The sequence below is a fragment of the Paracoccus mutanolyticus genome (assembly GCF_003285265.1).
In the GTDB taxonomy this organism is placed as follows: domain Bacteria; phylum Pseudomonadota; class Alphaproteobacteria; order Rhodobacterales; family Rhodobacteraceae; genus Paracoccus; species Paracoccus yeei.
On the sequence record NZ_CP030239.1, the window covers coordinates 868,937 to 890,904 of the forward strand.

Annotated in this window: 21 protein-coding genes and 3 pseudogenes; 3 read left to right on the forward strand and 21 right to left on the reverse strand. The window is 68.7% G+C overall.

Annotated elements, in window-relative coordinates; genetic code table 11:
- Positions 1–30: 30 nt before the first annotated feature.
- The 11 genes from tilS to DPM13_RS04840 form a co-directional block, all read right to left on the reverse strand.
- The gene (tilS, locus tag DPM13_RS04790; protein ID WP_112887548.1) at positions 31–1,302 is read right to left on the reverse strand and encodes a tRNA lysidine(34) synthetase TilS; all 1,272 of its coding nucleotides are present in this window, start codon (positions 1,300–1,302) and stop codon (positions 31–33) included.
- The gene (locus DPM13_RS04795; RefSeq protein WP_112887549.1) at positions 1,292–2,215 is read right to left on the reverse strand and encodes a tetratricopeptide repeat protein; all 924 of its coding nucleotides are present in this window, start codon (positions 2,213–2,215) and stop codon (positions 1,292–1,294) included. The genes tilS and DPM13_RS04795 overlap by 11 nt, the downstream gene beginning before the upstream one ends.
- Entirely contained in the window at positions 2,215–2,637 is a 423-nt protein-coding gene (gene pal / locus DPM13_RS04800; RefSeq protein WP_223252348.1) for a peptidoglycan-associated lipoprotein Pal, read from the reverse strand. Before pal ends, DPM13_RS04795 begins: the two co-directional genes overlap by 1 nt.
- A 100-nt stretch (positions 2,638–2,737) precedes the next feature.
- Positions 2,738–4,066 carry a Tol-Pal system beta propeller repeat protein TolB gene (gene tolB / locus DPM13_RS04805; RefSeq protein ID WP_112887551.1) on the reverse strand — a complete coding sequence of 443 codons (1,329 nt, stop codon included), beginning with the start codon at positions 4,064–4,066 and terminating at the stop codon, positions 2,738–2,740.
- A 59-nt stretch (positions 4,067–4,125) separates the two neighbouring features.
- A complete protein-coding gene (locus tag DPM13_RS04810; RefSeq protein ID WP_223252349.1) occupies positions 4,126–5,280 on the reverse strand; it encodes a protein TolA in 1,155 nt (384 codons plus the stop codon).
- A gap of 375 nt (positions 5,281–5,655) precedes the next feature.
- The gene (locus DPM13_RS04815; RefSeq protein ID WP_028719482.1) at positions 5,656–6,120 is read right to left on the reverse strand and encodes an ExbD/TolR family protein; all 465 of its coding nucleotides are present in this window, start codon (positions 6,118–6,120) and stop codon (positions 5,656–5,658) included.
- Complete coding sequence (gene tolQ, locus DPM13_RS04820; protein WP_080620930.1) at positions 6,120–6,815, reverse strand: protein TolQ; 696 nt, start codon at positions 6,813–6,815, stop codon at positions 6,120–6,122. The genes DPM13_RS04815 and tolQ overlap by 1 nt, the downstream gene beginning before the upstream one ends.
- Positions 6,816–6,902: 87 nt before the next feature.
- Positions 6,903–7,292 (reverse strand): tol-pal system-associated acyl-CoA thioesterase, encoded by a 390-nt coding sequence (ybgC, locus tag DPM13_RS04825; protein ID WP_028719484.1) that lies wholly within the window; start codon positions 7,290–7,292, stop codon positions 6,903–6,905.
- 168 nt (positions 7,293–7,460) lie between these two features.
- On the reverse strand, positions 7,461–7,964 hold the full coding sequence (locus DPM13_RS04830; protein WP_397245711.1) for a hypothetical protein: 504 nt from the start codon (positions 7,962–7,964) through the stop codon (positions 7,461–7,463).
- Positions 7,965–8,051: 87 nt separating this feature from the next.
- Positions 8,052–8,681 carry a CoA transferase subunit B gene (locus tag DPM13_RS04835; protein WP_112887552.1) on the reverse strand — a complete coding sequence of 210 codons (630 nt, stop codon included), beginning with the start codon at positions 8,679–8,681 and terminating at the stop codon, positions 8,052–8,054.
- Positions 8,681–9,409: a CoA transferase subunit A gene (locus DPM13_RS04840; protein ID WP_112888701.1), complete on the reverse strand. Its 729-nt coding sequence runs from the start codon at positions 9,407–9,409 to the stop codon at positions 8,681–8,683. Before DPM13_RS04840 ends, DPM13_RS04835 begins: the two co-directional genes overlap by 1 nt.
- Positions 9,410–9,487: 78 nt before the next feature.
- Here DPM13_RS04840 and DPM13_RS04845 point away from each other — a divergent pair, with 78 nt between their 5' ends.
- The gene (locus tag DPM13_RS04845; RefSeq protein ID WP_112887553.1) at positions 9,488–9,835 is read left to right on the forward strand and encodes a DUF488 domain-containing protein; all 348 of its coding nucleotides are present in this window, start codon (positions 9,488–9,490) and stop codon (positions 9,833–9,835) included.
- On the opposite strand, the pseudogene ggt reads toward DPM13_RS04845, so the two are convergent.
- Positions 9,829–11,381: pseudogene (ggt, locus tag DPM13_RS04850) on the reverse strand (gamma-glutamyltransferase). The gene DPM13_RS04845 and the pseudogene ggt overlap by 7 nt on opposite strands.
- On the opposite strand from ggt, the gene DPM13_RS26615 reads away from it, so the two are divergent.
- Positions 11,271–11,537, forward strand: coding sequence for a hypothetical protein (locus DPM13_RS26615; protein WP_397246484.1), 267 nt, complete (start codon positions 11,271–11,273; stop codon positions 11,535–11,537). The pseudogene ggt and the gene DPM13_RS26615 overlap by 111 nt on opposite strands.
- Before the next feature lie 180 nt (positions 11,538–11,717).
- On the opposite strand, the gene topA is transcribed toward DPM13_RS26615, so the two are convergent.
- From topA to DPM13_RS04880, 6 genes and pseudogenes are all read right to left on the reverse strand, one after another.
- Positions 11,718–14,303, reverse strand: coding sequence for a type I DNA topoisomerase (topA, locus tag DPM13_RS04855; RefSeq protein WP_112887554.1), 2,586 nt, complete (start codon positions 14,301–14,303; stop codon positions 11,718–11,720).
- Between the two features lie 125 nt (positions 14,304–14,428).
- On the reverse strand, positions 14,429–15,268 hold the full coding sequence (locus tag DPM13_RS04860; protein ID WP_036762664.1) for a ferredoxin--NADP reductase: 840 nt from the start codon (positions 15,266–15,268) through the stop codon (positions 14,429–14,431).
- A gap of 85 nt (positions 15,269–15,353) precedes the next feature.
- Positions 15,354–15,725, reverse strand: coding sequence for a DUF934 domain-containing protein (locus DPM13_RS04865; RefSeq protein WP_099648063.1), 372 nt, complete (start codon positions 15,723–15,725; stop codon positions 15,354–15,356).
- Entirely contained in the window at positions 15,722–16,453 is a 732-nt protein-coding gene (locus DPM13_RS04870; protein ID WP_080620939.1) for a phosphoadenylyl-sulfate reductase, read from the reverse strand. Before DPM13_RS04870 ends, DPM13_RS04865 begins: the two co-directional genes overlap by 4 nt.
- The gene (locus tag DPM13_RS04875) at positions 16,446–18,101 is read right to left on the reverse strand and encodes a nitrite/sulfite reductase (protein WP_112887555.1); all 1,656 of its coding nucleotides are present in this window, start codon (positions 18,099–18,101) and stop codon (positions 16,446–16,448) included. The genes DPM13_RS04870 and DPM13_RS04875 overlap by 8 nt, the downstream gene beginning before the upstream one ends.
- Positions 18,094–18,488 (reverse strand): annotated as a pseudogene (locus DPM13_RS04880) (DUF2849 domain-containing protein). Before DPM13_RS04880 ends, DPM13_RS04875 begins: the two are co-directional and overlap by 8 nt.
- Before the next feature lie 71 nt (positions 18,489–18,559).
- Between DPM13_RS04880 and DPM13_RS04885 the strand changes: the two are divergent.
- Positions 18,560–19,042, forward strand: a complete 483-nt coding sequence (locus tag DPM13_RS04885; RefSeq protein ID WP_028719496.1) for an Lrp/AsnC family transcriptional regulator — start codon at positions 18,560–18,562, stop codon at positions 19,040–19,042.
- Between the two features lie 49 nt (positions 19,043–19,091).
- On the opposite strand, the pseudogene DPM13_RS04890 reads toward DPM13_RS04885, so the two are convergent.
- From DPM13_RS04890 to DPM13_RS04900, 3 genes and pseudogenes are all read right to left on the reverse strand, one after another.
- Positions 19,092–20,197 (reverse strand): annotated as a pseudogene (locus DPM13_RS04890) (pyridoxal phosphate-dependent aminotransferase).
- 113 nt (positions 20,198–20,310) lie between these two features.
- Entirely contained in the window at positions 20,311–20,547 is a 237-nt protein-coding gene (locus DPM13_RS04895; RefSeq protein WP_028719498.1) for an Lrp/AsnC ligand binding domain-containing protein, read from the reverse strand.
- Positions 20,548–20,577: 30 nt separating this feature from the next.
- Positions 20,578–21,954 (reverse strand): MATE family efflux transporter, encoded by a 1,377-nt coding sequence (locus DPM13_RS04900; RefSeq protein WP_112887556.1) that lies wholly within the window; start codon positions 21,952–21,954, stop codon positions 20,578–20,580.
- Between the last annotated feature and the right edge of the window lie 14 nt (positions 21,955–21,968).

Sequence of the window (21,968 nt, forward strand, 5' to 3'; positions counted from 1 at the left end):
CGCCTGAAAATAGGGATTCCGGCGCCGGGTTCAATGCGTATAGAGCAGCGCGCGAAAGTCGTCGATGGTTCGCAGCGGCCGGGCGGCGATGCGGGGATGGGATTTCAGCAGCGGGGCCGCGACCAGATCGCCCCCCCGCCACACCGCGGGCGTGGCCGCGGCCTCGTCCCGGCCCAGCCGGGATTGGCGCCAGTTCAGCGCGGGCAGCGGCCCATGGCCCAGGGCCGACACGGTCTCGTCGGGTTCAAGGCCGGTCAGCGCCCAGCGGCCATCCCAGCGCGCGCCGCCCGCCTCATCGGCCATGGCCGGCGCGGCGCGGGCGGCGGCGGCGGGTTCGCGGAACAGGCGGAGCCGGTCGGTCAGGGGTTCGGCGATGGCACCGTCCAGCGTGGTGCGTGCCCCGGTGTTCAGCGCCGCCAGCGCATGCAGCAGCGCCTCGCGCCGAGGCGGATAGTCCGAGCCGTTGACGAAGCGCAGCCCCGCCACCAGCAGCCGCCGGCGGATCTCCAGCGGCGCGCGGCGGAATGGGGTCAGCGGCAGCGCCAGCGTGCCCTGCGCCGCCTGGGCCCCGTGCGCGACCTGGGCGGCAAAGATCTGCAGCGCGTCCCGCGCCATGGCCAGGTTTTCGGCCGATTGCGACAGCCGGGCGGCAGGCAGGTCCAGGGCGGCCAGCGCCTGGCGGATGCGCACCCGGTCGTAATCGGCATTGTCGTTCGAAGGGTCGTCCACCCAGCCGATGCCCCGCGCGACCAGCCAGTCGCGCAGCTCGGCCCGGGTGACGCCCAGCATGGGCCGCAGCCACAGCATCCCGAAGGCGGGGCGCACCGGCGCCATGCCGGCCAGCCCGTCCACGCCCGAACCACGCCCCAGCCGCATCAGCAGCGTTTCGGCCTGGTCGTCCAGCGTGTGGCCCAGCAGGACGGCGGACAGGCCGTTGCGCTGCGCCCAGCCTGCCAGCAGTCGCAAGCGGGCATCGCGGGCCGCGGCCATCAGGTTCCCGGCCTCGGTGTCGCGGCGCCACAGCAGCGTCGCGTGCGAGATGCCCAGCGACTGCGCCGCGCGATGCGCCTCGCGCGCCTCGGCCGCGTCGCGCGCGCCCGAGGCGACGGTGGCCGCCAGCAGCCGGCGGCCGCGCGCCCAGTCCCGCGCCCGATGCATCAGCGCGACCGAATCGCCGCCCCCCGACAGGGCGATGCCCAGCCTGGGCATGTCGCCGGCCAGCCGATCCAACGCCGCGTGAACGCGGCGGGTCACGCCATCGGGGATGGGTGATTCGTCCAGCGACAGGGCCTCAGTGGCCATCGACCATGTCCGCCGCAGCCTCGGGGTCGATCGAGGGGTCCATCGGCTCGCCCCCGGTGACGGTCTCGCATTGGGCGGCGCTCATGCGCTTTTCCGCCTCGGCCGCCTGCGGGCTGTCGGTAAAGCGTGCCAGGATTTCCTGAAGATAGAAGCAGCCCTCGGCGGGGCCCGCCTTGGCCTGCATCACCCGCGACAGGCCCAGCAGCGCGTCGGGCGCCTGCGGCCCGTTCGGGTTCGTGGCAAAGCTTTCCAGCCAGGCGATGCCCGCGCCGTCCAGGTCGCCCGCCGAATCCAGCGCCGCCCCCCGCAGGAACAGCGCCTCGGCGGTCAGCGGACCGCCCGCATGGGTTTCGGCGACGGCGGCAAAGAGGTCCGCAGCACGACGAAAGTCACCTTGACCGAGCACCTCCCGGGCCCGGTCGAAGTCGGCCTTTTCCGCGGCGGTCGCGGCCCCGGCCGAGGGGGTTTTCGCGGGGCCAGCGCGCCCCGCTGGTCCGAGGGACGGCAGCGCCGCGCCGCCGCCCTGGTCGCCCAGCGTCGGCGTGGTCAGGCTGCCCAGGTCGCAGCCCTCCTCCATCTCGCACAGGCGGAACTCGATGTCGCCAATGCGCGACGTGCCGTCCTTGACCACGCGGTCGATGCGGTTCTGCAACTGCTCGGTCTGGCCGGTCAGCTGCGCCAGCCGCGCCTCCATCGCGTTCATGCGGTCGATGGCGCTGTCGCCGCCCGCCGCCGCAAAGCCCGCCGGGCCCGAGGCGACCAGCTGCGCCCGCAGGCCCTGCAGGTCGGCCGAAAGCTGGTTCAGCTCGGCACGGATGTCGGCCAGGGTCTGGGCGTCCTGCGCCGCGACCGGCAGCGCCGCCAGGGCCAGACCCGCCGCCAGGGCCAGGCCCCTGATACCGGGCAGGCGCATCACATGCCCGCCCCCGGGCTGACCGCCGTCACCGCGCGGCGGTTCTTGGAATAGCATTCCTCGGTCGAGCAGATCGCCAGCGGGCGTTCCTTGCCATAGCTGACCGTGCGCAGCCGGCCCGCCGCCACCCCTTGCGAGATCAGGTATTCCTGCACCGAGCTGGCGCGGCGCGCGCCAAGCGCGAGGTTGTATTCGCGCGTGCCCTGTTCGTCGGCATGCCCTTCGATCACGGCGGCAAAGCCCGCGTTCTGGTTCAGCCAGCCGGCCTGGTTGGCCAGGATCGTGCGCGCCTCGGGCGTCAGGGTGGACTGGTCCACGGGGAACAGCACCGTGTCGCCCACGCTGGTCTTGAAATACTCGGCCGAGCCGGGCAGCACCGCGCTGCCCACGCCCCCGCCCGCCCCGGCATAGGGGTCGTTCACCAACGCCCCCTGCTGGGCCGGCCGCGAGCAGGCCCCATGCCCAGGACCGCACCGATCGCGGCAATTTTCCTCGCTTAGAAGCTGTCCATAGGCCCGCGGATTACGGCAGCAAAGGGCCCCAGTCGGGGTCCGAGGCCGCGCCATTCACCTTGACGGGTCGCATGTTGCGCCCGGTGATGTCCACCGAATGCAGGCGCGGCTCGCCATTGCCGCCGGGCGTGACCCGGGTGAACATCACGACGCGCCCATTGGGGGCCCAAGTCGGCCCTTCGTCAAGGAACGATTCTGTCAGCATTTTTTCTTCCGACCCATCGGTGCGCATGACGCCGATGTGGAACTTGGCGCCGACCTGCCGGGTAAAGGCGATCATGTCGCCGCGCGGCGACCAGACCGGGGTGCCATAGCGCCCCTCGCCAAAGCTGATGCGGCGGGGCTCGCCCCCGTTCGCGCCCATGATGTAAAGCTGCGGCGTACCCGAACGGTCGCTTTCGAAGACGATCTGCGACCCGTCCGGGCTGTAGCTGGGCGAGGTCTCGATCGACGGCGCATTGGTCAGGGGCCGCTGCGCGCCCGAGGCCGCGTCCATCTGATAGATGTCTGTATTGCCGTTCTTTTCCAGCGAATAGACGATCCAGCGGCCGTCGGGCGAGAAGCGGGGCGAAAAGCTCATGGTGCCCTGCTGGGCCGCCGACAGGGCACGCGACGACAGGGTGTTCACGTCCAGCACCATGGCCTGGGGGAAACCCGTGGCATAGCTGGTGTAAAGGATCTTGGACCCGTCGGGCGAAAAGCGCGGCTTCAGCACCAGCGCGGAATCGTCGGTCAGGTATTTCACGTTCGCGCCGTCGTAATCCATGATCCCGATGCGCTTGAGCCGGTTGTCCTTGGGCCCGCGTTCCTGGACGAAGGCCACGCGGCTGTCGAAATAGGGCCCCTCGCCCGTCAGCCGGGCATAGACCTGGTCGGCCGCCTTGTGCGCCGCGCGCCGCCAGTTCCCTGTCGAGGCGTCGAACTGCATCCCGTCGCCCAGCGACTGGCCCGCGAAGACGTCGAACAGGCGGAACTTGACGACGACCTTGCCGCCCTCGACGCGGACGGCGCCGGTGATCAGCGCCTGGGCATTGATCGCCTTCCAGTCGTCGTAGCTGACGGGGGCGTCGAAGCTTTCGGGCCGGGCGATATGGGCGCTGGCCGGGATTTCGCGAAACAGCCCCGTGCCGGTCAGGTCGGCGGCGATCAGGCTTTGCACCTGGTTCAGATAGTCGCCGGCGCCGCCCTCGTCATGAAAGCGGGCGATGGCGAAGGGCATGGGCTCGACCACACCGTCGGTGATCTCGATCCGCAGGGGGCCGTCCTGCGCCACGACCGGCGCGGCAATGCCCAGGGCCGCAAGAGCCATGGCGGAGGTCATCAGAAATTTACGCAACATGAATCGCCTCTGGAGGTCTGGTTGCAGGATACCGGCGGGAACGGGGGGATGCCATGGCCCTAGTTGATCCGCGCCCCCCCGCCCGGATTGAAGTCGATGATGGTTGTTTTCCAGCGGTTGTATTTCTCGGCCGGCAGCTTGTAGCCGTCCTTCTGGCAGCGCAGGATGGCGCGCCGCGCCGCCTCGTAGGCCTGCTTGGCGGCGGCGTCCGAGCCGCCCTCGTGCCCGATCATGCGCAGCGAGGAGGATTCCACCCGCCCGTCCGGCGTCATGTCGAACTGGACCGACACCTTGGTCCGCGACGCCTCGCTGGACAGCGAGCCGATGTTCCAGCAGGCCTCGACCGCGATGCGGAAGCCGTCCTTTTCGCCCTGGCTCAGCGGCGGGCCGCTGGCGGCAGCCCCGCCCCCGCCGGTTCCGGCCGCGCCTTCCTGCCTTTTCTTTTCGGCAGCGGCGGCGGCCTTCTTCTCGGCGGCTTCTGCGGCCTTGCGCTCGGCCTCGGCACGCTCTCTGGCCTTGGCGGCAGCGGCGGCCTCGGCGGCCTTCTTCTCGGCCGCGGCCTTTTCGGCCTTTTCGGCGGCGGCACGCTTCTCGGCAGCCGCCTTCTTCTCGGCGGCGGCTTTTTCGGCGGCGGCCTTTTCCGCAGCCGCGCGCTTCTCGGCGGCGGCTTTTTCGGCGGCCGCTTTCTCGGCCCTTTCCGCCTGGGCGCGGCGCTCGGCCGCCGCGCGGCGTTCCGCGGTACGCTCCTCGGCCGCGCGCTCCTCGGCGGCGGCGGCTTCGGCCTTCTCGGCGGCGGCCTGGCGACGGGCGCGCTCTGCCGCGGCCTCGGCCAGCGGCGGCCTCGGCCTCTTCGCGACGGGCAGCCTCGCGCGGCATCGGCCGCGCGGTCCTGCCGTGCGCCTGGCCTCGGCCTCGCGCCGCTCGGCGGCAGCTTCGGCGGCAGCGGCTTCCTCGGCCTCGCGGGCCAGCACCGCCTCGCGCCGCTGGGCAGCCAGGGCGGCCTCGCGCCGGGCCTGGGCGGCCTGCGCGACCGCTTCGGGCCGGCCCCGGGGCCGTGCGGATTCGACCGGCGCCTGCGCCGAGCGCTGCGGCACCGGAGCGGGGGATTGCGGCTGGGCCGCCTCGCGCGCCGGTTCGGGACGCGACGCGGGGGCCGGCGGCGCCGCCCCGTCGTCCGAGGCAGGCTGGCGCGGCTGCGGCGCCAGGGTCGCCACCGCGACGGGCCAGCCTGATCCTGGAAAGCGGAGGGACGGGGCCCGATTCCGGGCGTGCCGCAGGCCGGGCCGTTCCGCCGCCGCCGCATCCGGCGCGGGGGGGCCGTGCCTCGGGCGCGCCGGCGCTGTCCTCGTCGGCGGGCGCGCGCGGCTGGGCCGGGGTGGTCGCGGCGGCCTCGGACAGGGGCGCCTTCCCCTCGGCCGCGGCGGCAAGCGCCTGAAACTCTGCCTCGGACATGGTCGAGACCTCGGCCATGCGCACGGCCTCCAGCGGCTGGGGCCGGAACAGGGCGCCGCCCAGAACGGCAAAGCCCAGGATGCCGGCATGGGCCGCTCCCGAAACCCACCAGCCGATGCGGTCGGCGCGGTCCATCGCTAGCCTTCCACGCCCGCGTCCATGCGCGGTCCGCCGGTGTCGGTGACCAGCACGATGTTGTTGAAGCCGGCGGCGTTCAGCGCGCCCATCACCTGCATGATCCGCGCATAGGGAATCGAGCCATCCGCCCGCAGATAGATCTTGTCGCTCTGGCGTTCCTCGGCCACGGCGCGCAGCCGGGTGATCAGCTCCTCCTCGGGGACCTCGGTGTTCATCACCATGATCGGCCCCTCGGGCGTGACGGACACGGCCAGCGGTTCCTCGGGCTCGGCCGGGACGGATTGCGCGGCGGTCTTGGGCAGTTCCAGCGGCACGCCCACGGTCAGAAGCGGCGCCGCGACCATGAAGATGATCAGCAGCACCAGCATCACGTCCACAAAGGGCGTGACGTTGATTTCGGCCATCGGCTGGCTGCGGCTGCGGCCGCGCCCCTTGCGGGCCTTTCTGACGACCCCCGCGCCCATCACGCGTCGTCCAGCTGGCGCGACAGGATGGTCGAGAATTCGTCGGCGAAGCTTTCGTAATTGCCGGTCAGCCGGTCGCTGTCGGCGCTGAGCTTGTTGTACAGCACCACCGCCGGGATCGCGGCCAGCAGCCCCAGCGCGGTCGCGACCAGCGCCTCGGCGATGCCCGGCGCCACCACGGCCAGCGAGGTGTTCTGCGAAATCGCGATCTCCTCGAAGGCGGTCTTGATGCCCCAGACGGTGCCGAACAGCCCGATGAAGGGCGCGGTCGACCCCACCGTCGCCAGGAACGGCAGTCCCGCAGTCAGCCGGTCGCTCTCGCGATTGATCGCCACGCTCATGGCGCGGTCGATTCGCGCGGTCGCCCCCGCGATCAGCCCGCCATCGTCGCGGTGGCTGCGGCGCCATTCGTTCATCCCGGCCGCAAAGATCCGCTCGGACGCGCCCTTGGGATCATCCCCGATGCGGTCGTAAAGATCGTCCAGCGGCTGGCCCGACCAGAAGGCGCGGTCGAACTTGTCGGCCTCGCGTCGCGCGGCGTTAAAGATGATGATCTTGCGGATGATGATCGCCCAGGCCCAGACCGAGGCCAGGACCAGGATCACCATCACGATCTGGACCGTCAGCGAGGCGCGCGCGAACAGCGCGATCAGCGAGAAATCGACCGGCGTCCCGGCTCCGGCGAGTTGTTCCATCAATCAAGGCCTGTGCTATGGCCGCTGGCTGCGGCTTCTGGCCTGCCGCTTAGCAGACGCGGCGGGGATGACAAAGCCTTGCGCGTCTCAATTCTGCGTCAGCCGCTCGGCAACCGGGCGCGGCATCCGCACCGGCCGGCCCGCCTGGTTGATGCAGACCAGCGTGACCACGGCGGAAAACAGCACCGTGCCGTCGCGCACCACCTTCTGGCACAGCGCAATGCGGGCCGAGCCCATCTCGACCACCCGCGACTGCACGACCAGCGCGTCGTCGAAGCGTGCGGGCGACAGGTAATCCGCCTCGATCCGGCGCACGACAAAGACCAGGCCCTGGTCCTTCATCGCGACCTGGTCGACGCCGCGGTCGCGCAGCCACTCGCTGCGGCCGCGTTCGATGAACTTCAGGTAGTTGGCATAATAGACGATGCCGGCAAGATCGGTGTCCTCGTAATAGACGCGGAGGGGGAACTGGTGCATGGGCTGTCTCCTGACTGATCCGTCGCGGGGGTTTTCCACCCCCGTCGTCGTACCGACGACTCCCCCGGAGGATATTTGGACACGAAAGAATGCTTCAGGTCGCGTGCAGCCGCGCGGCAAGGCGCAGGGCGTGCGAGGGATCGCGGGCGGCGGCAGGCATGACCGGATCTAGGCCGCCCGGATCAGCCGCGCCAGCGCCGGAGACGGAGTGACCTCGCACGCAAAGGTCAGCAGGGCGCGCATTGCCAGCGCCTCGGCCAGTTGCGCCGGATGGGCATCGGCCAGACCGCCCCCCATGTTGACCAGCGTGATGCAGGCGCGGATGCCGCCATCGGGATCAAAGCGAAAGATCCGGTACTGATCTGCCTTCCCGGCCCTCAGCCGCGCCGCAAGCCCCGCCTGGCCGGTCAGCCGCTCCAGGTCGGGGATGGCGTCCAACTCGTCCCAGTCGCGCAGAAAGAACGTCATCATGTTCGCCCCCATCTCGGGGTCGGTCTCGGCCATGGGGATCCCGGCATGGCCAAGGGCGGCAAGGGTCACGCGGCGAAAGATGTCCAGCGTCTCGTCCGACAGGCCGAAGATCACCGGCGCGACCGGCCGCCCCCATCGGGCGCACAGATAATTCCCGTCGCGGGTGAACAGCGCGACGATCTCGTCAGGCCCCAATGGCAAGCGCTTTCTCCGTTTTGCAAATACCCTCGGGGGTGAACTGCGGCGAAGCCGCAAGAGGGGGCAGACGGCCCCCTCCCTTCGCGGGCGTCACCCGACGATGGTCGCCTCGGTCGCCGCGCGCATCTCGTCCTCGCTGACGCCATCGGCCAGTTCGACGATCTTCAATCCACCCTCGACCACGTCCAGAACGCCCAGGTTGGTCACGATGCGGTTGACCACGCCCTGCCCGGTCAGCGGCAGCGTGCAGGCCTTCAGCACCTTCGACTCGCCGGCCTTGTTGGTGTGGTCCATGACCACCACCACCCGACGCACCCCCGCGACCAGGTCCATCGCCCCGCCCATGCCCTTCACGAGCTTGCCGGGGATCATCCAGTTCGCCAGGTCGCCGTTCTCGGCGACCTCCATCGCGCCCAGGATCGCCATGGCGATCTTGCCGCCGCGGACCATGGCAAAGCTGTCGGCACTGTCGAAATAGGCGGTCTGCGGCAGTTCCGTCACGGTCTGCTTGCCGGCGTTGATCAGGTCGGGGTCTTCCTCGCCCTCATAGGGGAAGGGGCCGATCCCCAGCATGCCGTTCTCGGACTGCAGCGTCACCTCGACGCCCTCGGGGATGTAGTTCGCCACCAGCGTCGGGATGCCGATGCCAAGGTTCACGTACCAGCCGTCCTGCAGCTCCTGCGCGGCCCGCGCCGCCATCTGGTTCCGGTCCCAAGGCATCAGACGGCCTCCTTCTTGCGGGTCGTGTCGGAGACGCGCGAACGGGTCGTGCGCTGTTCGATGCGCTTTTCGTGGCTGCCCTGGATCAGGCGGTGGACATAGATGCCCGGCAGGTGGATCGCGTCGGGGTCGAGGCTGCCGGTCGGGACGATCTCCTCGACCTCGCAGACGCAGACGCGGCCGCATTTCGCCGCCGGCACGTTGAAGTTGCGCGCGGTCTTGCGGAAGATCACGTTGCCGCTCTCGTCGGCCTTCCAGCCCTTGACGATGGCGAGGTCCGCGACGATGCCGCGTTCCAGGATATAGGTCTCGCCGTCGAAGTCCTTGTGGTCCTTGCCCTCGGCGATGACGGTGCCGACGCCGGTTTTCGTATAGAAGCCCGGGATGCCGGCGCCGCCGGCCCGCATCCGCTCGGCCAGCGTGCCCTGCGGGTTGAACTCCAGTTCCAGCTCGCCCGAGAGATACTGGCGCATGAATTCCGCATTCTCGCCGACATAGGAGGAGATCATCTTCCTGATCTGGCGGCTGTCCAGCAGCTTGCCCAGCCCAAAGCCGTCCACGCCGCAGTTGTTGCTGGCGATGGTCAGGTCCTTCGTCCCGGCCTTCAGGATCGCCTCGATCAGCAGCTCCGGGATGCCGCAAAGCCCGAACCCCCCGGCCGCGATCAGCATCCCGTCCTTCAACAGGCCGTCCAGAGCGGCGTCCGCGCTCGCATAGACCTTTTTCATCCATCCCTCCACGCTTGTCAGGCTTGTTTTGGGCGGTTTCCGAAACCAAGTCAACGCGAGGCAGGAAGGGACGGGACGATGCACAGGATCTCGATCCGGCGGGTCTATGAACCGGCCGCCGAAAACGAGGGGCGGACGGTCCTGGTCGACCGACTATGGCCGCGCGGCATCAGCCATGCCGAGCTTGGCGATGCGCCCTGGCTGAAGGACATCGCCCCGTCCGAGGACCTGCGCCACTGGTTCGCCCACGACCCCGCGAAATGGCCCGAGTTCCGCCGCCGCTACACCGCCGAACTGGACGCCAACCCGCAGGCGGTCGCCGAACTGCGCCGGCTGGCCGCACAGGGACCGCTGGTGCTGCTCTATGCGGCCAGGGACGAACAGCACAACAACGCCGTCGTCCTGCGCGACTACCTGGGTCAATAGCCCAGCGTCGCCGCATCCGGCCGGCGTGGGTCGGACGCCCCCAGCAGCGCCCCGCTGGCCGGGTCGCGCATGATCGATTGGGTCGATCCCATCACCGGCTTTTCGGAAATCGTGTGCCCCTTGGCGGCCAGCAGGCGCAGGGTGTCGCGGCTGATCCCCTCCTCGATGCGCAACTCGTCGGGCAGCCACTGGTGATGGACGCGCGGCGCGGTCGAGGCCTCGGCCACGTTCATGCCGTGGTCGATCATGTTCATGACGACCTGCAACACGGTGGTGATGATCCGCGCACCCCCGGGCGAGCCGGTGACCAGCCAGGTTTCGCCGTCCTTCAGCACGATGGTCGGCGTCATCGAGGACAGCGGCCGCTTGCCGGCCTGCACGGCATTGGCGTCGCCACCCACCAGGCCGAAGGCGTTGGGCACCCCGGGCTTGGCCGAGAAATCGTCCATCTCGTTGTTCATCAGGACGCCCGTGCCTTCGGCCACCAGCCCCGAACCATAGTTCAGGTTGATGGTATAGGTGTTCGAAACCGCGTTCCCCGCCTTGTCCACGACCGAGAAATGCGTGGTCTGGTCGGATTCGTAGGGCGCCAGATCGCCCGGTCCGATCATGGCCGAGGGCGTCGCGTATTCCGCGCTGATCTTGCCGCGCAGCTCGGCCGCATAGTCCTTGCTGGTCAGGGCCGCGACCGGGACGTCGACGAAATCCGGGTCGCCCAGGTATTCCGAGCGGTCGGCATAGGCCAGCTTCATCGCCTCGGCCATCAGGTGGATCGTCTCGGCGGTGTTGTGCCCCAGCGCCCCGATGGGATAGCCCTCCAGCGTGTTCAGGATCTGGATCAGGTGCACCCCGCCCGAGGACGGCGGCGGCATCGAGACGATCTCGTATCCGCGATAGCTTCCCCGCACCGGCTTGCGCAGCACGGGCTTGTAGGCGGCCAGGTCCTCGACCGTCATCGGCCCGCCGGCCGCCTGCACGGCCTTGGCGATGTTCTCCGCAACCGCGCCCTTGTAGAACCCGTCCGGCCCCTCGGCGGCGACCTTTTTCAGCGTCGCCGCCAGGTCGGCCTGCACCAGGCGTTCGCCCGGGCGATAGCCCGCCCCGCCGTCCTTGAAGAAGATCTTCGCCGTCGAGGGATGCTTCATCAGCGCCTCGCGCTCGGCCTCCAGGCTGTCGGCCAGGTCGGGGGTGACGATGATCCCCTCCTCGGCCAGACGGATGGCGGGGGCGATGACATCGGCCCAGGGCATCGAGCCGTAGGTGTCCAGCGCCATCCGCATGCCCGCGACGGTCCCCGGTACGCCCGAGGCCGCGCCGGTATAAAGCGACTTGTCGCTGTCCGCCTCGCCCTTGTCGTCCAGGAACATGTCGCGGCTGGCCCCCGAGGGCGCCATTCGCGATAGTCGATGGCCTGCGTCCGGCCGGTTTCGGCATCATGGACCAGCATGAAGCCGCCGCCGCCCAGATTGCCCGCCCGCGGCAGCGTCACCGCAAGCGCAAAGGCGACCGCGACGCCGGCGTCGACCGCATTGCCGCCCTTGGCCATGATGTCGCGCCCGATCTCGGCCGCCAGCCGCTCCTGCGCCGAGACCATGCCGTTTTCCGCCCAGACCGGGTGGATACGGTCCATTTCGGAAAAGATCGTGGCCTGCTGCGCGCCCGCCGGGCCCGCCAGCAGCAAGCCCGCAATGGCCAATCCTGAAATCCGCATATCCCGCCTCCGCTGCAACCCTGGGGGAAGCCTAGCAGCGGATGGGCGGGGATCAAAACCCAAACGTTCCGCCCATGGCGGATGCCGCGTTCGGGTATTTGAAAAACAGTGAAAACGGGCCAGCTCGTCTCTGTTTCCCGAATACCGATGGACGGCGCCGAACCGAGGCGATCACTCGGCCTTCCGGGCGCCAGCCTTCTTGGTCGCGGCGGGTTTTTTAGCCGCGGGCTTTTTCGCCGTGGCCTTCTTGGCGGGGGCCTTTTCGGCCTTGGCGGCGGGCTTCTTCGCAGGTTTCCTGCCCGACTTGCCGGCCTTTTCGGCGATCAGCTCCAGCGCCCGCTCCAGCGTCACCGCCCCGGGCTCCAGGTCGCGCGGCAGGGTCGCATTGACCTTGCCCCATTTGACATAGGGGCCGTAGCGGCCGGCCAGAACCTGAACCGGCCCGCCTTCGGGATGCTCGCCCAGTTCGGCCAGAGGCGCGGCCGGGGCCGCCCGGCCTCGGGTCGCCTTCTGGGCCAGAACCTCGACGGCGCGGTTCATGCCGATGGTGAAGACTTCGTCCACATCGGGCAGGTTCGCGTATTTCGCGCCATGCTTCACATAGGGGCCGTAGCGGCCGATCCCGGCCTCGACGGGCACGCCGTCCTCGGGGTGCGGGCCGATCTCGCGCGGCAGGGCCAGCAGGGCCAGTGCCCGGTCCAGATCGACCGAGGCCAGGTCCCAGCCCTTGGGGATCGAGGCGCGGGGCGGCTTGGGGTTCTCGGCCGTGGCTTCGCCCCGCTGCACATAGGGACCGAAGCGGCCATTCTTGAGGCTGATCTGATCGCCGTTGTCCTCGCCCAGCACGGCATCGCCGACAATCTCGGCATCGGGGCTGCTGATCGGACGGGTGAAGCGGCATTCCGGATAGTTGGTGCAGCCGATGAAGGCCCCACCCGAGCGCGCCGTCTTCAGATGCAGCCGCCCCTTGTGGCAGAGCGGGCATTCGCGCGGGTCGCCGCCATCGGCGCGCGGCGGATAGAGATGCGGCGCCAGGGCCTCGTCGATGGCCTCCAGCACCTCGCCGATGCGCAATTCGCTGGTGCCTTCCAGCGCGGCGGTGAAGTCCCGCCAGAAGCGGCGCAGCACCTCGCGGTAGGCGCGCTCGCCCGAGCTGATGTCGTCGAGCTCGCCTTCCAGGTTGGCGGTAAAGTCGTAGCTGACATAGCGCGGGAAGTATTTCTGCAGAAAGATCGTGACCAGCCGGCCCTTGTCCTCGGGGATCAGGCGGTTCTGTTCCTTGCGGACGTAATCGCGGTCCTGGATCGTCGTCACGATGCTGGCATAGGTCGAGGGCCGGCCGATGCCCAGTTCTTCCATGCGCTTGACCAGGGTCGCCTCGGTATAGCGCGGGGGTGCCTGGGTGAAATGCTGCTCGGGGGTAACGCTGCGCTTTTCGGTCGCCTCGCCTTCCTGGATCAGCGGCAGGCGGCGGCCGTCATCCTCGTCCTCGTCGTCGCGGCCCTGGTCATAGACACGCAGGAAGCCGTCGAACAGCATCACCTGCCCGGTGGCACGCAGGCCGACCTGGCCGTCGGGGCTGGCGATCTCGACCGTGGTGCGCTCCATGCGTGCCGATTCCATCTGGCTGGCAATGGTGCGCTTCCAGATCAGGTCATACAGGGCCTTCTGGTCCTTGTCCGCGACCGGCAGCCTGTCGGGCGACAGCATCATGTCGGTCGGGCGGATGCACTCGTGCGCTTCCTGGGCGTTCTTGGCCTTGTTCTTGTACATGCGCGGGCTCTTCGGCAGGTATTCCGCGCCGAAACGGGCCTTGATCGCGTCGCGGGCGGCCATGACGGCCTCGGGGGCCATGTCGATGCCATCGGTCCGCATATAGGTGATGTGGCCGGCCTCATAGAGCCGCTGCGCCGCCGACATGCAGGCCCGCGCCCCCAGGCCCAGCTTGCGGCTGGCTTCCTGCTGCAGGGTCGAGGTCATGAAGGGCGGCCAGGGATTGCGGCTGGCCGGCTTGGCCTGGACGCTGGCGACGGACAGATCGCGCGACTGGATCGCGGCCACGGCCAGCTGCGCGGTTTCCCCGTCGGCGATGTCGAAGCGTTCCAGCTTCTTGCCGCCGAAGACAGTCATGGTGGCGTCGAACTCATCGCCGCGCGGGGTGGCCAGGCGGGCATGCACCGACCAGTATTCGCGGGGCTTGAAGGCCTCGATCTCCATCTCGCGGTCGACGATGATGCGCAGGGCGACCGACTGCACCCGGCCGGCCGACTTGGCGCCGGGCAGCTTCCTCCACAGGACCGGCGACAGGTTGAAGCCGACGAGGTAATCCAGCGCGCGGCGCGCCAGATAGGCATCGACCAGCGGCTGGTCGATCTGGCGCGGGTTGGCCATGGCCTCGGTCACGGCATTCTTGGTGATGGCGTTGAAGGTGACGCGGCTGACCTCGGCGCCCTTCTTCAGGGCCGGCGCCAGCGTCTCCAGCAGGTGCCAGGAGATCGCCTCGCCCTCGCGGTCGGGGTCGGTCGCCAGGATCAGGTTCGGGTCGCTTGCCAGCGCATCCTTGATCGCCTTGACGTGCTTGCGGCTATCCGCCGCAACCTCCCATTTCATGGCGAAATCGGCTTCGGGATCGACGCTGCCATCCTTGGGCGGCAGGTCGCGGACATGGCCGAAGGACGCCAGAACCGTATAGTCGTCGCCCAGGTATTTATTGATCGTCTTGGCCTTGGCCGGAGATTCAACGACGACGACAGGCATGAAAATTCCTTCGCATGATTCGGCGCCGGAACATGGGCACAGCCCGGCGGACTGTCAACGCCGGGCTTTCTCCGTTTCCGAAATACCCCATGGGGGTCCGGGGGCGTGACCCCCCCGGCGCGGGCTCAGATGCCGTCGCCGACGAAGGCCTTCTCGACCACGAATTCCTTTGGATCGCTGTTCGCGCCCTCGCGCAGGCCAAAGCCCTCGAGCACCTCCTTGACGTCGGTGTTGAAGGCCAGGCTGCCGCAGATCATGGCCCGGTCGGTCGCCGGGTCCATGGGCGGCAGGCCCAGGTCCCGAAACACCTTGCCCGAGGTCAGGTTGTCGGTGATCCGACCCATCAAGGGGCCGTCCTCGCGCGTGGTGGTCGGGTAATACAGCAGGCGCTTTGCGAAATCCTCGCCGTAAAGCTCGCCCAGCAGGGGGTCGTGGCGCAGGTTCTCGACCAGTTCGCGGCCATAGGCCAGTTCGTCGGCGGTGCGGCAGGTGTGCATCATGATGACCTGCTCGAACCGCTCATAGCTTTCCGGCTCGCGCATCAGGCTGGCGAAAGGCGCGATGCCGGTGCCGGTGGCCAGGAACCACAGACGCTTGCCGGGCAGCAGCGCGTCCAGGACCAGCGTGCCCACCGGCTTCGGACGCAGGATGATTTCGTCGCCCACCTGGATGTTCTGCAGCTTCGAGGTCAGCGGCCCGTCCGGCACCTTGATTGAATAGAATTCCAGTTCGTCGTCCCACGCCGGCGAGGCGATGGAATAGGCGCGCAGGATCGGCTTGCCGTTGTCGCCGGGCAGGCCGATCATCACGAACTCGCCCGAACGGAAGCGCAGGCTGGCCGGCCGGGTCACGCGGAACGAAAACAGCCGGTCGGTCCAGTGCCGGACAGCGGTCACGGTCTGGGCGTCGGGCAGGGTCTTGGCGGGTTTGGCGGCGGCATCGGCCACGGGAACATCCAGAGTCATGTCAAGTCCGTGTCTATCTACGTTACAATCAGGGCCGGGAAAACCCCGGCCCGAGGAGCGCGTCGTGGTGGGTTGCCAAAGGGCCTCAGCCTGCCAGACGCGCGCGATGATCCCATTCCTTCCAGTCGGCGCGATAGAGCCACTGGTCCTGCGGCTGGCGCTCGGCCAGGGCGGCGCTGATCTGGACCTCGTCAAAGCCCACGCGGCGGGCCATGGCGTATTGATCGGCGATCAGCCCGCCGACGGCGCGCAGGCGGCCCTGATACCCCTTCTCGCGCAGGATCCGCGCCAGGCTGAAGCCCCGGCCGTCGCTGAACGAGGGGAAGTCGATCGCGACCAGTTCCTGGTTCAGGTAGTTGCCCAGGGTCGCCGGGTCGGTGTCGGGGGCCAGAACGACGGGCTCGGCCCCGTCATGGGGGTGAAAGCCGTCGTCGCGGACAAGGACAAACTCGCTCATGCATTCGCTCCTGCGCGGACCATCTTGCCGCCGATGAAATAGATGCCGCATTCGGTCTTCTGGCTGCCGCGCCAGCGGCCCGCCCGCGGATCCTCGCCCGGCTTGATGGGCGAGGTGCAGGGCGCGCAGCCGATCGAGGCATAGCCCTTGGCGACCAGCGGATGGCGCGGCAGGTTGTTGTCGTCCATATAGTCCTGAACGTCCTCGCGCCGCCAGTGGGCCAGAGGATTGATCCGCAGGCGCGACGGCGGCTCGGCCTCGAAGAACTCCAGTTCCTGGCGCTGGCCGCCCTGGAAGCGCTTGCGCCCGGTGATCCAGGCGTCGAACTTCGACAGCTCGCGTTCCAGCGGAATGGTCTTGCGGAAATCGCAGCAGGCATCGGTGTTGAACTGGTGCAGCGTGCCGTCCGGGTCGTTCAGCGCGACCTCCTTCTCGGTCGCGCGGATGACCCGCACGTCGGTCAGGCCCAGCTTCTGCGTGACCTCGAGCTGGTAGTCCAGCGTTTCCTGGAACAGCATCATCGTGTCGATGAACAGCACCGGCGTACCCGGCGCCACCACCGAGACCATGTGCAGCAGCACCACGGATTCCGAGCCAAAGGACGACACCAGCGTGCTGGACCCCAGGTCGGGATCGCGCAGCGCCCGGCGCAGCACCTCGGTCGCGGCGTGGTGCTTGTAGCGGTCGTTCAACCGCGAGGCGCGCGCCTCGAGCGTGTCGTCAAGCATGGGCTTCGTACAGCGCCGCCTTGAACGGCGCCATTCCCACGCGCCGATAGGCGTCGATGAAGCGCTCCTCGGGCGAGGACCGGAGTTCCAGATAGGCGTCGATCAGCCGGTCGATGGCGCCGACGACCTCTTCGGCCGGGAAGCCCGCGCCCGGCTTTTGCCCTATGGCCGGGATGTCGTAGCCGTCGCCGCCCAGCGTGATCTGATAGTTCTCGACCCCCGCGCGATCCAGCCCCAGGATGCCGATATGGCCCAGGTGGTGGTGGCCGCAGGCGTTGATGCAGCCCGAGATGCGGATGTCGATCCGGCCGATCTCGTCCTCGAGGTCGCGGGCGCGGAAATGCTCGGCGATCTCCTGCGCGAGCGGGATCGAGCGGGCCGTCGCCAGCGCGCAATAGTCCATGCCCGGGCAGGCGATGATGTCGCTGATCAGCCCCGCGTTCGCGGTGGCAAGCCCGGCGCCCTTGAGCTCCTGGTAGAGCGCGAACAGGTCCGACTTGTGGACATGGGGTAAGACCACGTTCTGGTCGTGGCTGATGCGCAGATCGGCGTGGCCGTAGCGTTCGGCCAGATCGGCCAGCAGCCGCATCTGTTCGGCCGAGGCGTCGCCCGGGGTCTGGCCCGGCGCCTTGAAGCTGACCTTGACGCTGGCATAGCCCGGCGCCTTGTGGGCCGTCAGGTTAGTGTCCGTCCAGCTGCGGAAGGCAGGGTTCTCGGCCCGCTTCGCCTGGTAATCGCCCTCGGGCGCATCGCGGAAGGCGGGGGCGGCGAACAGGGCCTTCAGCCTGTCCAAATAATCCTGGTCGACGCCGGTAAAGACCGCCCGGCGGTTCAGGAACTCGGCCTCGATCTCCTCGCGCATCACGTCCAGGCCGCGCTCGGCCACGGTGATCTTCAGCCGGGCCTTGTACTTGTTGTCGCGCCGGCCCGACAGGTTGTAGACCGCGATGATCGCTTCCAGATAGGGCAGCAGATCCGGCTCGGGCAGGAACTCGCGCACCACCTGGCCGATCATGGGCGTGCGGCCCAGGCCGCCGCCGATCCAGACCTGATAGCCCGTCTCGCCCCGGTCGTTGCGCTTGAGCCGCAGCCCGATGTCATGGGCCGCGATCACCGCCCGGTCGTTTTCCGAGCCGGTAATGGCGATCTTGAACTTGCGCGGCAGGAACTGGTATTCCGCGTGATCCGTGGACCATTGCCGGATCAGCTCGCCATAGGGGCGCGGATCGGCCACCTCGTCGGCGGCGGCGCCGGCATAGGCGTCGGTGGTGACGTTGCGGATGGTGTTCCCCGAGGTCTGGATTGCATGCAGGCCCACGTCGGCCAGCGCGTCAAGCATGTCGGGAATGTCGATCAGCTTCGGCCAGTTGTACTGGATGTTCTGGCGCGTGGTCCAATGGCCATAGCCCTTGTCCCATTTCTCGGCCAGCAGCGCCAGCGTGCGCATCTGGTCGGGGCTGATCGTGCCATAGGGGATCGCCACCCGCAGCATGTAGGCATGCAACTGCAGATAGACGCCGTTCATCAGCCGCAGCGGGCGGAATTCGTCCTCGGTCAGCGAACCGTCCAGACGGCGCTGCACCTGACTGCGGAACTGCTGGGCCCGGTGGCGCAGGTATTCGTTGTGCTGAGGGCGGGCATCAAACATGGCTGACCTCGGCGTCGGAAGAGGAAAGTTCGGCCTGGATGCCGTGGAAATAGTTCGAGGGCCCGCGGCGGCGGAAGGCCTCGCGGAAATGGGTGGGCTCGGGACGGCCGTCGGGACCGCGGCGGGCCTCGACCAGATAGGGACCGACGACCAGATTGGCCTGGCTGTTCGCTTCCAGCAGCGCCAGTTCGTCGCGTCTCGCGTCCCGAAAAGCTCGGCTTCGCGCGGGTCGGCGGTCCAGCCCCCGTCGCGCATCCAGACGCAATGACCCAGGCGCAGGTCGTTTGCGGTGATGACACCGGGTTTCGCAGCGGACGGGATGAAGCCTTTTGACATCGCCTTTGCCTTTCGGATTGGGTCCCCTCTATATAGAAAATTCTTCGCCATATTGACGAGTAGGGCGAAAAAATAAGAAACAGGTCCGCATTCCCGCGCCCGCCACAGGATCAGGTTTCGCCATGAGCCAAGACAGACAAACGCCCTTCCGGCTGGACGAGGTGGACCGCAAAATCCTGTCCCTGCTGCAAGAGGACGCCACCCTGTCGCTTGACGACATCGCGAACCGGGTGGGGGCGTCCAAGACCCCGGTCTGGAACCGAATCCGCAAGCTGCGTGAGGCGGGGGTGATCCGCGGCCAGGTGGCGCTGCTGGACCCCGACGCGCTGGGGCTGGACGCCTGCTTCTTCGTGCTGATCCGCACCAGCGAACACGATCCCGACTGGGCGCGCCGCTTCCTGGCCGCCGTCCGCGCCCGCCCCGAGGTGATCGAGGCGCACCGGCTGGCCGGCGATATCGACTACATCCTGAAGGTGCGGGTCCGGAACGCGCGGGCCTATGACCGCTTCTACCAGGCGCTGATCTCGGAGGTGCGGATCCACAACGTCACCGCGCTGCTGTCGATGGAGGAGCTGAAGGCCACGACCGCGCTGCCGCTGGACTGACCTGCGCTTGCGGCGCGGCCGCATGGGTATTTGGGCAACGAGGAAACCCTCAGCCTTGCCGCGCCTTGGCCAGCGCCCGCGGCAAGGCCTGGGCGAAGGCGTCGAGCTCCGGGTCCGGCGCGCAGGACACGCGGATGCAGCGGTCCATCGGCGCGACGCCGGGCATTCGGGCAAAGATGCCCAGGTCGGCCAGCGCATCCAGCACCCGCCGGGCCAGGGCACCATCGCCGCCGCAGTCGATGGCGACGAAATTCGTGGCCGAGGACAGGCACGCAGCCCTTGTCGCGGGCGATGGCCTCCAGGCGCGCGCGGGCGGCAGCCACCGCGCGACAGACCCGCTCGAGGCCGTCGCGATCGGCCAGCGCGGCCAGCGCCCCCGCCTGCGCGATGCGGTTGATGCCGAAATGGTTGCGTATGCGGTCGAAGCCCGCGATCAGCGGCTCGGGCCCGGTGGCATAGCCGATCCGCGCGCCCGCCATGCCATAGGCCTTGGAAAAGGTGCGGAACCGGATCACCCGGTCGTCGGCCGGGTCGATGCGGGGGATCGCCTCGGCCGGGGCGAATTCGGCGTAGGCCTCGTCCAGCACCAGCAGCGCGCCTTGGGGCAGATCGGCCAGCATCGCCTCGATCCTCGCGCCGGGGTGCCAGCTGCCCATCGGATTGTCGGGGTTGGCCAGATAGACCAGCCGCGCGCCGTGATCGCGGGCCGCGGCCAGCAGGGCATCGGGGTCCTCGGCATCGTCGCGATAGGGTACCTTGATCAGCGCCCGCCAAAGCCCGCAACGTGATAGTTGAAGGTCGGATAGCGCCGTCCGAGGTCACCACCGTCTCGCCCGGCGCCACGACCAGCCGCACCAGCAGGCCCAGCAGCCCGTCGATGCCCTCGCCCAGCATGATGTGCCCGGGCGCGACGCCATGATGCGCGGCCAGCACGCTTCGCAACGCATGGCTGTCGGGATCGCCGTATTTCCACGCCTCGGCCGCCGTCCGGACCATCGCCTCGACCGCCAAGGGTGTGGGGCCAAAGCCGTTCTCGTTCGCGCCGAGCCGGGCTGTGAAAGGCGCGCCGCGCCGCCGCTCCAGCGTCTCGGGTCCGGTAAACGGGACGGTGGCCGGCAGGCCGTCGGGAATGGGGGCAAAGCGCAATCGGTCCATGACCGCGACAGAAACCGCAAATCCGGTGTCCGCGCAAGAGTCCCCGATGGCTTCTTTCGTGTCCAAATATCCCGGGGGAGTCGCGGCACGCGACGGGGGCAGAGCCCTCTCCCTTAGAACGCCTTGAAGGTCATCGTGGTCAGGGTGCGCACGATGCCGGGGATGTCGAACAGGTTCTCGGCCAGAAAGTGGCCCACATCCTGGTCCTCGGGGACATAGATCTTGGCCAGCAGGTCGTATTCGCCCGAGGTCGAGTAAAGCTCGCTGACCAGTTCGCGGTCATAGATCGCGTCGGCGACCTCGTAGGTCTTTCCGGGGGTGCAGCGGAACTGGACAAAGACCGGGCGCATGGCGGATCTCCTTGGGCTTTGTCCCGGACCCTAGACTGTGGCCGGGGCCGGGGTCCAGTCCCCGCGGGCAAATCCGCGCCAGAACCGCCGCATCAACAGGACGGCCGCAAAGCTCAGGCCCACGACAAGGCCCAGCCACAGCCCCGCCGGACCCAACCCCAGGACAAAGGCCAGCCCGTAGGCCACGGGCATGCCCACCACCCAATAGCTGATCGCGGCCAGGATCATCGGCACGCGCGTATCCTGCACGCCGCGCAGCAGCCCCAGGCCGATCACCTGCATCGCGTCCATCAGCTGGAACAGGCCCGCATAGAACAGCAGGCCCGCCGCCAGTTCGACGATGGCGGGCGTCTCCGGGTGGGTGGCGTCCAGGTACAGGCCCACCAGCTGGCGCGGGAACAGCTCGAAGGCGGCGACCGCCAGCAGCGCCAGGACCACCGATATGCCGATGACCGTCACCCCGGCGTCGCGCATGCCCTGCGCGTCCCCCCGCCCCTTGGCCTGGCCGATGCGCACGGTCGCGGCGTTCGACATGCCCAGATGCAGCATGAAGGTGATCGAGGCGATCTGCAGCGCGATGCCATGGGCCGCCAGTTCGCGCGTGCCGATCCAGCCCATCATGACGTTCGAGCCGACGAACAGCCCGCCCTCGGCCACCATGGTCAGGCCGATGGGCAGTCCCAGGGCAAAGACCTGCCGCATCTCGGCCCAGTCGGGGCGCCAGAAACGCTGGAACAGGTGGTGCCGGCGCGCGGCGGGCAGCCAGGCCGCATAGCCCGCGATGGCCCCAAGCTGCAGGAACTGGACCACGACGGCGACGATGGCCGCGCCCCGGACCCCCATCTCGGGCGCGCCGAGATTGCCGAAGATCAGCACCCAGTTCAGGAACACGACCAGCGGCAACCCGGCCAGCGTGATCCACAGGACGACCTGGGTGCGCTCCATCGCGGCCAGATAGCTGGCCAGCGTCAGCTGGCACAGCACCGCGACCAGCCCGAACCCGGCGATGCGCAGGTATTCCTGCGCCAGTTCCGCCACCACCGGCGCCTGACCCACCGCCAGCAGGATCGGTTCGGAATACCACATCGCCGGCAGCGCCAGCACGCCGTAGCCGATGGAGAGCCACAGCGCCATCCGAGCCGAGCGCCGGACCTCGACCTCGTCGCCGCGCGCGATGGCCGCGGCGATCAGGCCCATGACGCCGATGCCGAAGCCCATGCCCAGAAAGAACAGGATGTGAAAGAACGAGGTGGCGATGACCAGCGCGGCCAGTTCGCTCACCCCGTACCAGCCGACCATGACGGTATCGGCGACGCCGATCGCCATGCGCGACAGGTGGCTGCCGACCAGCGGCAGGCCAAGCGCCAGCGTGGCGCGCAGATGGGGAAGATAAGGATCAAGGCGCATGGCTCCTGCCTTAT

Excerpts from the sequence above, each read along its gene's own strand:
- DPM13_RS26615 (WP_397246484.1), top strand. The coding sequence starts at position 11,271 with ATGGACCAGCATGAAGCCGCCGCCGCCCAGATTGCCCGCCCGCGGCAG.
- DPM13_RS04795 (WP_112887549.1), bottom strand. The coding sequence starts at position 2,215 with ATGCGCCTGCCCGGTATCAGGGGCCTGGCCCTGGCGGCGGGTCTGGCC.
- DPM13_RS04870 (WP_080620939.1), bottom strand. The coding sequence starts at position 16,453 with ATGCTTGACGACACGCTCGAGGCGCGCGCCTCGCGGTTGAACGACCGC.
- DPM13_RS04865 (WP_099648063.1), bottom strand. The coding sequence starts at position 15,725 with ATGAGCGAGTTTGTCCTTGTCCGCGACGACGGCTTTCACCCCCATGAC.
- DPM13_RS04895 (WP_028719498.1), bottom strand. The coding sequence starts at position 20,547 with ATGCGCCCGGTCTTTGTCCAGTTCCGCTGCACCCCCGGAAAGACCTAC.
- tolB (WP_112887551.1), bottom strand. The coding sequence starts at position 4,066 with ATGTTGCGTAAATTTCTGATGACCTCCGCCATGGCTCTTGCGGCCCTG.
- DPM13_RS04860 (WP_036762664.1), bottom strand. The coding sequence starts at position 15,268 with ATGACTCTGGATGTTCCCGTGGCCGATGCCGCCGCCAAACCCGCCAAG.
- DPM13_RS04875 (WP_112887555.1), bottom strand. The coding sequence starts at position 18,101 with ATGTTTGATGCCCGCCCTCAGCACAACGAATACCTGCGCCACCGGGCC.
- ybgC (WP_028719484.1), bottom strand. The coding sequence starts at position 7,292 with ATGCACCAGTTCCCCCTCCGCGTCTATTACGAGGACACCGATCTTGCC.
- tolQ (WP_080620930.1), bottom strand. The coding sequence starts at position 6,815 with ATGGAACAACTCGCCGGAGCCGGGACGCCGGTCGATTTCTCGCTGATC.
- DPM13_RS04845 (WP_112887553.1), top strand. The coding sequence starts at position 9,488 with ATGCACAGGATCTCGATCCGGCGGGTCTATGAACCGGCCGCCGAAAAC.
- DPM13_RS04815 (WP_028719482.1), bottom strand. The coding sequence starts at position 6,120 with ATGGGCGCGGGGGTCGTCAGAAAGGCCCGCAAGGGGCGCGGCCGCAGC.
- topA (WP_112887554.1), bottom strand. The coding sequence starts at position 14,303 with ATGCCTGTCGTCGTCGTTGAATCTCCGGCCAAGGCCAAGACGATCAAT.
- DPM13_RS04835 (WP_112887552.1), bottom strand. The coding sequence starts at position 8,681 with ATGCCTTGGGACCGGAACCAGATGGCGGCGCGGGCCGCGCAGGAGCTG.
- DPM13_RS04840 (WP_112888701.1), bottom strand. The coding sequence starts at position 9,409 with ATGAAAAAGGTCTATGCGAGCGCGGACGCCGCTCTGGACGGCCTGTTG.
- tilS (WP_112887548.1), bottom strand. The coding sequence starts at position 1,302 with ATGGCCACTGAGGCCCTGTCGCTGGACGAATCACCCATCCCCGATGGC.
- DPM13_RS04885 (WP_028719496.1), top strand. The coding sequence starts at position 18,560 with ATGAGCCAAGACAGACAAACGCCCTTCCGGCTGGACGAGGTGGACCGC.
- DPM13_RS04900 (WP_112887556.1), bottom strand. The coding sequence starts at position 21,954 with ATGCGCCTTGATCCTTATCTTCCCCATCTGCGCGCCACGCTGGCGCTT.